This window comes from Microbulbifer bruguierae, from assembly GCF_029869925.1.
Lineage (GTDB): Bacteria > Pseudomonadota > Gammaproteobacteria > Pseudomonadales > Cellvibrionaceae > Microbulbifer > Microbulbifer bruguierae.
The window spans coordinates 1886075-1899265 of sequence record NZ_CP118605.1; the positions used below are offsets into that span (position 1 = coordinate 1886075).

The 13191-nt window shown below is 54.7% G+C and carries 11 protein-coding genes; all 11 read left to right on the forward strand.

Features of this window, described 5'->3' with window-relative positions; translation table 11 throughout:
* The first annotated feature begins 31 nt into the window (after positions 1-31).
* The 11 genes from PVT68_RS08050 to PVT68_RS08100 all read left to right on the forward strand — a co-directional run bounded on the left by PVT68_RS08050 (position 32) and on the right by PVT68_RS08100 (position 13106).
* Positions 32-1465, forward strand: coding sequence for an undecaprenyl-phosphate glucose phosphotransferase (locus tag PVT68_RS08050; RefSeq protein ID WP_280322221.1), 1434 nt, complete (start codon positions 32-34; stop codon positions 1463-1465).
* Between the two features lie 162 nt (positions 1466-1627).
* On the forward strand, positions 1628-2812 hold the full coding sequence (locus PVT68_RS08055; RefSeq protein WP_407666133.1) for an outer membrane beta-barrel protein: 1185 nt from the start codon (positions 1628-1630) through the stop codon (positions 2810-2812).
* Between the two features lie 19 nt (positions 2813-2831).
* Positions 2832-3395: a polysaccharide biosynthesis/export family protein gene (locus tag PVT68_RS08060; RefSeq protein WP_280322223.1), complete on the forward strand. Its 564-nt coding sequence runs from the start codon at positions 2832-2834 to the stop codon at positions 3393-3395.
* Between the two features lie 11 nt (positions 3396-3406).
* Positions 3407-5668 (forward strand): GumC family protein, encoded by a 2262-nt coding sequence (locus PVT68_RS08065; RefSeq protein ID WP_280322224.1) that lies wholly within the window; start codon positions 3407-3409, stop codon positions 5666-5668.
* Between the two features lie 515 nt (positions 5669-6183).
* Positions 6184-7317: a non-hydrolyzing UDP-N-acetylglucosamine 2-epimerase gene (gene wecB / locus PVT68_RS08070; RefSeq protein ID WP_280322225.1), complete on the forward strand. Its 1134-nt coding sequence runs from the start codon at positions 6184-6186 to the stop codon at positions 7315-7317.
* On the forward strand, positions 7295-8632 hold the full coding sequence (wecC, locus tag PVT68_RS08075; protein WP_280322226.1) for a UDP-N-acetyl-D-mannosamine dehydrogenase: 1338 nt from the start codon (positions 7295-7297) through the stop codon (positions 8630-8632). Before wecB ends, wecC begins: the two co-directional genes overlap by 23 nt.
* A 2-nt stretch (positions 8633-8634) precedes the next feature.
* Positions 8635-9660, forward strand: coding sequence for a polysaccharide deacetylase family protein (locus tag PVT68_RS08080; RefSeq protein WP_280322228.1), 1026 nt, complete (start codon positions 8635-8637; stop codon positions 9658-9660).
* A 16-nt stretch (positions 9661-9676) separates the two neighbouring features.
* Positions 9677-10432, forward strand: a complete 756-nt coding sequence (locus PVT68_RS08085; protein ID WP_280322229.1) for a WecB/TagA/CpsF family glycosyltransferase — start codon at positions 9677-9679, stop codon at positions 10430-10432.
* A 195-nt stretch (positions 10433-10627) separates the two neighbouring features.
* Positions 10628-11386 (forward strand): 5-oxoprolinase subunit PxpA, encoded by a 759-nt coding sequence (gene pxpA, locus PVT68_RS08090; RefSeq protein ID WP_280322230.1) that lies wholly within the window; start codon positions 10628-10630, stop codon positions 11384-11386.
* Positions 11383-12162, forward strand: a complete 780-nt coding sequence (gene pxpB, locus PVT68_RS08095; RefSeq protein ID WP_280322231.1) for a 5-oxoprolinase subunit PxpB — start codon at positions 11383-11385, stop codon at positions 12160-12162. The genes pxpA and pxpB overlap by 4 nt, the downstream gene beginning before the upstream one ends.
* Positions 12159-13106, forward strand: coding sequence for a 5-oxoprolinase subunit C family protein (locus tag PVT68_RS08100; RefSeq protein ID WP_280322232.1), 948 nt, complete (start codon positions 12159-12161; stop codon positions 13104-13106). Before pxpB ends, PVT68_RS08100 begins: the two co-directional genes overlap by 4 nt.
* Positions 13107-13191: the final 85 nt, after the last annotated feature.

Below are 13191 nucleotides of genomic sequence, written 5' to 3' on the forward strand. Positions count from 1 at the left end.
AGTGGTTAGGGGAAACCCTGGAGGTAAAACAGTGCATCAGGGATGGATTCGCGCGCACCAAAGTGATCTCGCCGCTGTCTACCGGGCAGCAGACGGTCTACTCATACTGATCGCTTTGGCGATTTGTTCCACATTTTTAGGGAGCGGGCTGGACAAGGATTGGCTGATTGCGGGCCTCAGTGCGGCGGTAATATTTGCCTTCATCGCTGAATCCCTGGAGCTGTATCGATCCTGGCGCACCGACAGTTTTCGCAACATGCTGACAACCACCGCCCTCGCGTGGGGTATGGTCTGCCTGCTGCTGCTGTTGATGGCATACTTTTCAGGTCATGGCTCCCACTATTCCCGGCTGGTTGTGGGCACCTGGTTTTGTTTCACACTACTTGGCCTCGCAGTATGGCGATACGCCCTGCGACATGTACTTCATTATTTGCGGCTGAATAATCGCAATACTCGGTCAGCAGCCATACTGGGCGTTAACGCCGCCGCAATGGATCTCGCTCAGGAACTGGAAAAGAATCCACAACTGGGTATTCGACTGCGCGGGATCTACCGCATCCCGGACCAGGAAAGCACGTCTCTCTCCACTGCAGCTCCAATTTCGGGTTCAGACCTCGAAGCTCGGCACCCGCAAGTAACGGGTGACTTTGTACAGGCATTGGAGGCCGCCCGCAGTGGTGAACTGGATCTGATTTATATCGCGCTCCCCATCAGTGAAGCCGGGCATATTGGCCGTTTGTTGGCGGCTCTGGCGGATACAACGGCCACCGTATATTTATTACCGGGTATTTTCGGCACCAATCTGCTACGCGCACGCTGGCAGCGTATTGGCACAAGTACGATTCTGAGTATCTATGACACGCCCATTCAAGGGTTCAATAGTTGGCTGAAACGGCTGGAAGATCTGGTGGTGGCGTCACTTGCGCTGATATTGCTAAGTCCGCTAATGCTACTGATCGCGCTCACCGTCAAGCTGTCATCACCTGGCCCGGTGCTGTTTAAACAGCGACGCTATGGACTCAATGGACTTACCATCGATGTATGGAAATTCCGCACCATGTTCTGTACCGAAGATGGCCCCGAGATTCGTCAAGCCTGCCGCAACGATGCGCGCATAACGCCGCTGGGACGCTTCCTGCGCTGTACGTCTTTGGATGAATTGCCACAACTGTTCAATGTCCTCAGTGGGAGCATGTCCATTGTCGGCCCGCGTCCCCACGCGGTGGCCCACAACGAACAATACCGCTCCATTGTCAGCGGCTATATGCTGCGTCACAAGGTAAAGCCCGGGATAACCGGCTGGGCACAGATCAATGGCTGGCGAGGTGAGACCGACACTCTCGACAAAATGCATAAGCGGATAGAGCACGATCTCGATTACATACGCAACTGGTCGCTGCATCTGGACATCTACATTCTGTGCATGACGATTGTGCGCGGATTTAGTGGAAAAAATGCATATTGAAACAAGCCAGCGCCGATTTGGGGAAATTTGCATTTTTATCCGTGTATTTTTCCCCGCTGTTTCTAGACTCTTTTTTTAAGCCGGCTAGATTGCCGAGCTACTTGTAGACGGGTAATAAGCAGTCCCCGCCTGAAAGCGATATCGCATGCAGGAAGGAATATCGTGCTCGCCAGAAATTTTCAATCAGCACTGGGATTCAGTTGCATCGCAGCTGCGTTTTCCTGGACACCCGCGTCTGCCGACCCGATAAAACTTGGATCCGGAATTTTAGTTTCACCTGCCGTCGCTATGGACCTGCGCTACGACGACAATATCAACAACTCTGTAGAAAATCCTATCGACAGCTTTCTATTGCTGACGAATCCCCGCGTTGCGGTTGAATACGATCGCAACGCGGTAATCTATTCACTGGAGTACTCCCTTTCCCACGGAAACTATCTGGATGGTGGCCGTGCTTCCTTCACTGATCACGCGCTCACCGCCGATGCCGAGTGGGAAATCAGCAATCGCCAATCACTGACCTTTGGCGCTGCCTATCTGGACATCCACGAGGAGTTCAACGATCAGGTAGCAAACGATCTCGAAAGTCTCATATACGAACGGGATCGCTACCGCGAATCCAACCTCTTCGCCACTTACAGTTATGGCGCGGAAGGCGCTCGAGGACACCTGGACCTGACCCTTGGAGTAACGGATCGCAATTACATTGAAGAGCTCATTGCCTCCGACCGGCGCACCCCCTACGGCGGCGCAGCACTATCCGTGAATATTGGAGGAAAAACGGCGTTACTGGCGCAACTGGATGTCCGCAGCATTCATTACGATCAGGGCATCAGTGCCATAACAGAGCGTGACAATCGCGAGGCCTCGTTAATGATCGGAGGGGAGCGGGAGACCTCCCAGTTCACCGCACTGCTGCTTGCCGGTATCGTCAGGAAGTATTTCGATAACAACGACATTCAAGATTACCAGCGTCCGCGCTGGATCGCGGCACTGGACTGGCGCCCCACAGAGACCAGTGAACTCACTTTGTCGGCAGAACGACGCCCAGTCGATTCTGTCGATACCCTCGCCAATTTCGTCGACGCTACGTCGGGCCTTGTCGGCTGGCAGCATGCGTGGAGTGAAAAAATAAGTAGCAACGCGTATTTCCGCTATACCGAAGCAGACTTTACCGGGACCGACGTACAACAGAAAAGTCGCCGCTGGGGCCTCACCGTACGCTATCAATTTCGCCCCTGGATGGACATCCGCAGTGGCATTTCCGCCCTGAATCAACAAGCCAACGAGGAAGACCTTACCTACGACCGCAACCAGGTATTCCTTGGATTTGATGCTTCCTATTGAAAATGACAGGAATCTGATCATGCCGAAAAAAGTAACAGGCTGGGCCATTCCCTTATCCGCCCTATGGCTGTCCGCCTGGGGAATGCTTCCCGCCTACGCAGACACACCATCTTCGGTACTCGAAGAGCAGTATCAACTGGGAACTGGTGATGTCATCACTATCCGGGTTTTTGGCGAAGACGAGCTGTCCCTGGAAGTACGCCTCAGTGATAGCGGGGTTATTAACTACCCATTCCTGGGTGAAATCCAGGTAGCCGGTTTCACCGCATCTCTGCTTGAAAAGAAAATCGCTGCCGGCCTGCTCGATGGGTATATGGTCAATCCGAGCGTGGAGGTAACGATTAAGGAATACCGCTCCTTTTTTGTGGATGGCGAGGTTAATACACCCGGCAGCTATGCATTCCTTCCCGGGTTAACCATCAACAAAGCCATCGCGATGGCCAGTGGATTAACGCCTCGGGCTTCTCAGCGCAAGATCATTATCAAGCGCGGTCATGGGGAAAACCAGGAGGTCATTGAGGCCGAGATGGATACCAAGCTGTATCCCGGCGACATTATTACCGTCAAGCAGAGCTTTTTCTAAAGAGAATCTATATGAACTATCCAAATGGCAATAACGATGGTGATGAACCTCTGCTCGACCAGGGGCCGGATCTACAGCGTTTCGGCAAGGTATTGTTCGCTCAGCGATGGATGATCACCGGCCTCACCGTAGCAATTACCGCAGCAGCAATCGCAGTAATCGCCGCCATTCCGCCGCGCTATCAGGCGACGGCATCGCTGGTTTTCGAGGTGGATCAGGCAAACCCTGTGGCGGTGGATGAAATCTATGATGCCGGCCCTCAGCGACGGGATTACATCCTGACACAAACGGAAATTCTGCAGTCACGACAGTTGGCAGAACGGGTCATTCAGCGCCTGGAGCTCATGAAACATCCTGAATTCTCTATCCCAACGTCGCGGGGGCCACTGTCATTTCTCAGTGCCCTTTTTGGCGCTGATACAGCATCTGAATCGCCTGCGCCATCTCAGTCGCTTGCCGCAACAACCAGCGCATTTCTCAAACGCCTCACCATTGAACCTGCGAGAAATACCAATCTGGTGCGGATAAAGTTTGAGGCTGAGTCAGCGGATCTCGCAGCACTTGCAGCGAATACACTGGTGGAAGAATTTGTCGTGGCCCAGTCTGAAGCCAAGGCACAATTTACCAGCCGGGCCACCTCTTGGCTGAACGAGCGACTGGAGACGCTGCGCGGAAAACTTGAGGTTTCCGAAAACCAGTTGCAAGCGTTTCGGGAAAGTGAAGACCTTGTTGACATCAGTGGCGTGCGAGGGCTCGCCGAGAGAGACCTGGACGTCATGACGACGCAACTACAGGAAATGCGTCAGGAACTGAAGCGGATCACCAGTGTACATCAACAGTTCGAGACGTTGGCAGGCAACGAGATGGCCCTGGCCAATTTACCCGAAGTCATCGGCAATCCACTCATTCAGGAAATCAAGCGCAACGAAGCTGCCGCCCAGAGAAATGTTGCTGAACTGGCGCGCCGCTACAAGTCCAAACACCCGGAAATGATTACCGCCCAGAACGAACTGGACATGGTTCGCGAACAGCTCGCCGCCGAAGTACGCAATTTGGCGGACGCGGTAACAAGCCAATATGAGACCGCGCTCTCCCGCGTGCGCGCGCAAGAACTTGAAGTTGAGCGTGCGAAACAGAATTACCAGAAGGTGTCACACCAGGAATTTCGTTATCAGGAGTTGGTACGTGAAGTCGAGATAAACCGGCAACTTTACGATACTTTTTTTACTCGCGTGAATGAGACACGGGAGACCTCAGGCTTCGATATCGCACCCGCCCGTTTCGTGGACGCCGCCGTGGTACCCAATTCCCCGGAGAAGCCGAACAAGAGTCTACTGGCAGCTGTATCTCTGTTTATGGCGTTGTTCTTTTCCACCGCACTCGCGTTCTTACTGGACATGCTGCGCTTGGGCGTACGCGGCCCAGATGATGTAGAAATCTCTCTGGGGCAGCAGTTGATCGGTGTTATTCCGGACATGAAAAAGCTCACGGGAATCGATCTTCACCTTCGCACCTTCTTCGATCCGGAACAGTACGCCTTCGGCGAGGCCATACGTACTTTGCGCACCAGTGTTGTCCTGTCCAGCCTGGCCAAGTCCCGTCGCGTTATCGCTGTGACGTCATCCGTTCCAGCGGAGGGTAAAACGACAGTCACCGAAAATCTCGGATTCGCACTGGCGCAAGTGGAAAAGGTGCTGCTTGTCGATGCGGACCTGCGCAGACCTGTGGTTGGCATCGACTTTGAAACCGCCCGGGAACACCCGGGATTGACCAATCTGATCGAAGGCACACATTCGATTGACGAGTGCGTTTATCATGACAGTTACAGCGGTCTCGATATCATGCCTGCTGGCACCTACTACCGCGACCCGCAAAAACTGCTGGTTTCACCTCAATTTGCGGAAAAAATACACGAACTCTCTGAAATTTACGATCGCGTCATCATCGATACACCACCGGTAAAAGCGGTGAGCGATGCACTGATCATCTCCCGCGTTTCGGATGCGCTGCTGTATGTGGTCAAATATGATTCCACCAAGAAACGCATTGTCAAAAAGGGAATAGACCGCTTTATTCAGATTGGAACCCAGGTCGACGGCGTTGTATTGACTCATGCAGATGTAGGTAAGGACTCTATCTACTCTGATGAGTATTACGGTTATGAATACTACATGACCCCGAAATACGAGATGGCTCGTTCTGAGAAATCGGAGAAGAAATCGGATCCGGAACTCAAGAATCCAGAGTTGGAAACCGCAGACGATCAACACTGATCGCAACACATGACCAGATCAGGCTGCGCCCTTACTTCACGCAAGTTGAGGCAAGGGCGCAGCCTGTTCAGCTGCAGCGCAATACCCACTACTCGCTACAGAGGATATTTATCCAAATATCACCCACTCGCGATTTCAGAAAATATTGTCACACACCTTCCTGGCCTGAAAAATATCGTTTTCATTTATTCATATTTCTCCTGAGTAAAACCATAAATTTCCTGAACCGAGAAATACATACCTTCAATTTCCAGCCAACCCCTATCAGGTTCCTCCGACAGCTTAAAACTACCCATATTACAGGCCTATTATGACCACAAAGACCCTGCTCTTTGAAATTTAAAATATGGGCATATTTTACAACCGGTAAACGGACTTTTCCCGGGCCTCCAGATCCTCACCCAACTATAAATAAAAAAGCAGTTTTGAATTAATTTCTCGATCAAAAGTTGTAAAGAAAATTCAGCCGAGACTGTATTTACCCTTAAAGTCAGCCGAATTCAGAGAAACGGACTATGCGAGTATTGGTAGTTTTTGGAACTCGTCCGGAGGCCATCAAAATGGCTTCTCTAGTAAAATCTTTGCACCGCGATCCCCGCTTTGAGGTGCGCATCTGTGTCACCGGCCAACACAGAGAAATGCTTGATCAGGTATTGGCGTTGTTCAGGATTACTCCAGATTACGACCTGAATGTCATGGAGTCCGACCAGGATCTCTTCCAGCTGACTTCACGTATTCTTTTGCGCATGCGCGACGTACTGAATGACTGGCGACCGGATCGTGTGATCGTGCATGGAGATACCACAACCACGATGGCTGCGGCACTTTCTGCGTACTATTGCAAGATCCCGGTCGCGCATGTGGAGGCCGGATTGCGCACCGGTGATATCTACAGCCCCTGGCCTGAGGAAATCAACCGTAAGCTGACTGGTGCAATAGCCCATCATCACTTCGCACCCACTGCACTTTCACGGCAAAACCTGCTTAACGAAGCCATTCCCGCGGAACGGATCTCAGTAACCGGCAACACCATTATCGACGCGCTGATCGATGTAGTCCGCCAGATCGAGACCGACGACCGGTTGAGCGCAGATCTGGAAGCGGAATTTCCATTTCTGGATCCCGAGCGGAAGATTGTTCTGGTGACCGGCCACCGTCGAGAAAATTTTGGCTCAGGTATGGAGAATATCTGCCGTGCAATTCGCGAACTCGCCGCGCGGCCGGATATACAGTTTGTCTACCCGGTACACCTCAATCCCCGTGTCCGTGAGCCGGTAACCCGGATACTTGGCGGTCTCGACAATGTGCACCTGATCAGCCCGCTCACCTATCTTCCGTTTGTCTACCTCATGCACCGTGCTTACCTGATCCTTACGGATTCCGGTGGTATTCAGGAAGAGGCGCCCTCTCTGGGCAAGCCAGTGCTGGTTATGCGCGATATAACCGAACGGCCCGAAGGGGTACGCGCAGGTACAGCAAAACTGGTTGGAGCCAATTGTAAAAATATCGTTGCCGGCGTCACCACATTACTCGACGACAGCTTCGCCTATGCCGCCATGAGTTGTGCACAAAATCCTTATGGTGACGGTTTTGCCTGCGAGAAAATCATCAGAGGTATTATTCAGGATGTCCAGGAAATTGCCGTATAGCCGTGTATCCGTTGTCGGCCTCGGCTATATAGGATTACCTACAGCCGCCGTATTGGCTGCTCACGGTATCGATGTCATCGGTGTCGACATTAGTAAGGAGGCGGTGAATGCGATCAACGCCGGTCGTATTCATATTGTTGAACCCGGCCTGGCGGCACTGGTACAAAGGGCGGTAGGTGCCGGTTTGTTGCGGGCCGCAGAAAAGCCCGAAGCAGCGGAAGTATTTGTGATTGCGGTGCCTACGCCGTTTTTGCAAGACACGGCGGGAGCTACCCCCACGCCGGACCTGAACTACATTCGCGCTGCCGCGGAGTCCATTGCGCCGGTACTGAAGCCCGGTGACCTGGTGATACTCGAATCCACTTCTCCCGTGGGTACCACGGAGCAAATGTCGCAGTGGTTGCAGAGTGCGCGCGGCGACCTGGTCTTCCCTCAACGGGATACAAATTCCCCGGTTGATATCCACATTGCGCACTGTCCCGAGCGGGTCCTTCCGGGTCGCGTGCTGGAAGAACTGGTGGAAAACGACCGTATTGTGGGAGGCCTCAGTGCTGCCTGCAGCGACGCTGCGGTAGCGTTCTATCGGCGCTTTGTACGAGGTAACTGTATCGTCACCGATGCGCGCACTGCCGAGTTGACCAAACTCACGGAAAACGCGTTTCGCGATACCAATATCGCCTTCGCCAACGAAATGGCGTTGATCTGCAATCATCTCAATATCGATGTGTGGGAGTTGATTCGCCTGGCCAACCGCCACCCCCGGGTCGACATCCTCAACCCGGGCCCGGGAGTCGGCGGTCACTGTATCGCGGTGGACCCCTGGTTTATCGTCAGCAGCGCTCCGGAACAGGCACAACTGATCAAGCAGGCCCGCACCGTCAATGACACCCGTCCGACGTACATCGTAGAACAGGTCCAGCGCGTCGTTCACAGCCTGAAAAACCCGGTCATCGCCTGCCTGGGACTGGCATTCAAACCGGATATCGACGATCTGCGGGAAAGCCCCGCGATGCAGATCACACTGCAGCTCGCTAAAACGCTTTGCTGCGAGTTACTCGCAGTAGAACCTAATATCCACTGCCTGCCCCGGACACTCGTTGAATTGGCGGTGGAGTTTGCCGATCTGGATAGCGCCCTAGCCCGGGCGGATGTGGTGGTCATCCTGGTGGACCACAAAGAGTTTCTCCAGCTCAACACCACACATTTTTCTCACAAGAGCGTTATTGATACCCGCGGCCTGCTGCCGCGTCTGGATAACGGTGAAAGAGGCGAGCCACAACGTGGAAGCCGCGGGCTGCTTACAGACACGGTGTAAGCATGCGCACGTTACTTACGTTCGACTACGAGCTTTTTTTCGGCAAACGCACCGGCACACCACAAGCCTGCCTGTTCACGCCCTGTGAGCATCTGCTCAAGGTACTCGATGAATTTTCCGCGAAGGCAGTATTTTTCGTCGATGCCAGTTATCTGGCGCGGATACGCGACTACAGCGTGCAATCCGCGCAGCTTGAACGCGACTATGCGGCGGTGGTTGCGCATATTCGCCAGCTCGAACACAGCGGCCATCAGATACAGCTGCATATCCACCCGCACTGGTTCGATTCCTGGCACGATGGCAACCGCTGGCATATGGTGACCGACCGCTACCGGCTGGCGCAGTGGCCGACCGCAGAGAGAGAGTCGCTGATCACTCGCTGTACCACGGAGCTTAACCGTCACCTCGCCAACAAGGTCTTCACATTTCGCGCCGGCGGCTGGTGTCTGCAACCCTTTTCCGCGATCGCAGAAGCACTGTGGACAAACGGCATCCGTATAGATAGCTCGGTATTCCACGGCGGCCATGCGGAATCGGGGACACATTATTGGGATTTCCGCAGCGCGCCAGCCTCTGGCTGCTGGAGCTTTGGCGACGATCCCTGCCAACCCGACCCCACCGGCACCTTCACTGAACTGGCAATTTCTTCCCTGCGCATATCGCCATTGTTCTATTGGCACCTGGCCTTCAACCGCGTGTTCGGCGAGCGACAAGACCATGCTCGCTTCGGCGACGGCGACCCTATAGAAAACGGTTACGGGAACCTGCTGCGCCTGTTAACACGTTCTTCTCATATGGCGGTGTCCGTTGACGGCTACAAAGCCACGCTGTTGCGCACGGCATTTCGCCAGGCTCAACGCAAAGGCTGCAGCCACTTTACGGTCATGGGACATCCCAAATCACTTTCCCCCTACTCACTGCAACATCTGCGAGCCTGGCTCGGCGATCTTTATCGCCATGGCGGTCAACTCGAGGGTTACCCACTACCCACTCCGGTTAAGCGGGAGCGGGCAACTACTGCAAGCTGACCATAGGTATCAAAACATGCGCAGAATCGAATTCCTGGGTGTACCCATGGATGTGGCATCCATACAGGAAACTGTGGCGCTGGTAGCGGACAAAATGGGCCACAGCCGCTTCACCCAACATGTCGTGGTGAACGTGGCCAAGCTTGTTCACATGCAACGGGACCAGGCACTGTCAGCCTCGGTAAAAGCCTGTGATCTGATCAATATTGATGGCATGGGCGTGGTATGGGGGGCCCGATTTCTCGGTCATGAGGTGCCTGAGCGAGTGGCCGGGATCGACCTGTTTTACGCGCTGCTGGAGATGAGCGCAGCGCGCGGGTTCCCGGTGTATTTTCTCGGTGCCCGTGAAGATGTCGTAGCGCAGGCCGTGGCGAAAATGAAATTGCGACATCCCAACCTTATGGTCGCCGGCTGGCATCATGGCTATTTCTGGCAGGATGAGGCTGCAGTTGTGGAAAAAATTCGCCACTCCGGTGCTCGCCTGCTATTTGTCGCCATCACCTCACCGCGCAAGGAAAACTTCATTCACCGCTGGCGCGATGTATTGGGAGTCGACTTCGTTATGGGTGTAGGCGGAACCTTCGATGTCGTAGCCGGCAAGGTCAAGCGCGCCCCGGTATGGGCACAGCGCGCCGGGCTCGAGTGGCTCTACCGTATGCTACAGGAGCCGCGGCGTATGTGGCGCAGGTATCTGTACACCAACAGCGCGTTTGCCTGGCTGCTATTGCGGGAAAAACTTCGCGGCGGGTTTCGCCGCAATACATTGCGCTGAGCAAGGCATATCCCCACAGGAGCTATTGCTTCTGTGCAATTCCCTCTCCGGCGCTATGGAATCTTCCGGCGCACTCCGCTCGCAATCCTGTGCAGCGCCTTATTTCCAACTGTGGCACCAACTCGGATAGACTGGGCGCACCGAAATTTCAGCCGCACCAGCACAACATCTGGTACGGAAGGTGGAGTCGTAAAGGTGGCCAGAACATTTATCGACATCAATTGCGATCTGGGAGAGGGAAAATCCGCTGAGGATTGCGCCCGCGATGCACGCATCATGCCGTTTATTTCTCGTTGCAGTATCGCCTGTGGCGGGCACGCGGGTAACGCCGAGACCATTGACCTCTCCCTGCAAAATGCCAAGCGTCACCGTCTCGCGATCGGCGCACATCCAGGCTATACGGATCCGGAAAACTTTGGCCGCAAAAGTCTGGCGATCGACACCAGCGATCTGCTCAAAAGCGTGTTCGACCAGATTGAAGTACTGCAACGGGCGGCGGACCGACACGCCGTAGAATTAAGCCACGTGAAACTGCACGGCGCGCTCTACAACGATGCGGAAGCGGATTCTGAGCTGGCAGATGCACTGGTGCGCATGATCCATTCCGAATTCCCCCAACTTCGTATCCTGGGGTTGGCGAATGCGGCTGTGGAAGCAAGTGCCCGGTGTATTGGACACCCCTTTTTACGGGAGGGTTTTATGGATCGCCGCTACCTGAATGACCACCAGTTGGCGCCGAGAAACAGGCCGGGAGCTGTAATCGCGGAATTTTCCCTGTGCCTGCAACAAACCCTAAGCCTGATACGCGGTAACGAGTTTTATTCTATTGATCATCAGCCACTGACATTTACTACCGACAGCATATGTCTGCACGGCGACAATCCCCACGCTGAAACCATAGCCCGCGATCTCCAGCGCGCGCTGCGCCATGCGAGCATCGAAATACGATCATGACTCCACCCTATTTTCTGCGCGACAACGGCGATACCGCACTGGATATCTGTTTCAGCGCGGAACCCAGCGAAGACCTGAGCAAACTCATTATCGGCCTGGAAGCCTTTCTTGGCTCCGCCAAGCAGCGGGAACACTCGCCGGAAATTCTCGAGATGATCCCCGCCTACCAGTGTCTCACCGTGTGTTATTCACCACTGTTTGGCCAACAGCAAGCTCAACCATCCGCCGCGACCATTCACGATAAACTGCAGCGCGCAGTGGGCGAATTTCTTGAGGAGCGACAAGTCGACCCCACTCCATACAGTCAACGTGCGTCTGAACTGGTGCGAATCCCGGTTTGTTACGAGGATACATTTGCGCCTGACATGGCCCAGGTGTGCGAATACACCGGCCTCGACCGGCAGACAGTAATCGAGCGTCACACCAGCCGGTCCTATCTGGTACATATGCTTGGCTTCACACCCGGCTTTCTTTATCTCGGCGGACTGGATGAGAGTATCGCCTGCCCGCGTAAAGCCACCCCCTCATTGCGGGTGGCGGCAGGATCCGTAGGAATTGGTGGGCAACAGACCGGTATTTATCCACAGTCGACGCCCGGCGGCTGGCAGATCATTGGGCGTACGCCGTTGAAGCTGTTCCAACCGGAAAAGACCTTCCCATTTATCGCGCACCCCCTGGACCGAGTGCAATTTTTTGCCATATCGGCGCATGAATTCCTGATCCTTGAACAGAATCAGGAAAATACGACTTCCGATCAGACGCGGGGGCCTGCTTGAGCCTCCACATTATCAGGCCTGGCCTGCAGACCAGTATTCAGGATGGCGGACGTCCGGGGTGGATGCGCTATGGCGTCGCGCGTGGCGGCGCAGCAGATCCCGTGGCAATGCACATGGCCAATACCCTGCTGCAAAACTCCCCGACGCATCCCTGCCTGGAGATAACCCTTACCGGCCCGGAAATCGCATTTGAAGCGAGTCTCTGCATCGCTGTCTGTGGCGCTCGGTTTGATCTGACACTCAATGACGAGCCGGTTGCCAATGATACCGTTCTCCCGATCTCAGCCGGCGATCGACTGAGCTTCGGCCGGCTCGGCAGCGGCGCCCGAGCCTATCTGGCGATGTCCGCTGAAATGGATGTGACAGAGGTGTTCAACAGCTGCGCAACACACCTGCAAACGGCGTTCGGTGGGTTTCTCGGCCGCGCACTACGTGCAGGCGACCGCGTTCCACTCTCGCACTGCCGCCAGGTCCCGTCACGCACCCTGCCCTCTGTGTACCGTCTCCAGTATGGAAATCGCCCGCTGCTGCGGGTGGTCGAGGGAGCTGAGGCCGCGTGCTTTGGACCGGACTCGCGCCGCGCGTTTTTCCGCAACACTTACCGTGTCAGCGCCGACAGTAACCGCATGGGTATTCGTCTGCAGGGTATTCCCCTGAACACCGAGGACATCCCCCAGATGGTCTCATCCGGACTGTGTCCGGGCACGGTACAAATACCAGCGGGTGGAGAGCCGATTATTGCATTTGTGGAAGCGCAAACTCTCGGCGGCTACCCACGCATCGCCCATGTGATCGAGGCGGATCAACCGCGACTTGCACAGCTGAAGCCTGGGGATAGATTAGATTTCGAACGAATCGAGATAGCCGAAGCACAGCGTATTCTGCAGGAGCAAAAACGACTGTTGGCGGGCCTTGAAGCGCAGTTGCGGGAAGAGCGTCTGTAACCAGCGCCTGTAACCAGAAGGGTCCCGGGAGATAGAAAAGTATCCGGGAGATGGCGACAGCCATAAATTACCGGGCTTCCGTAAT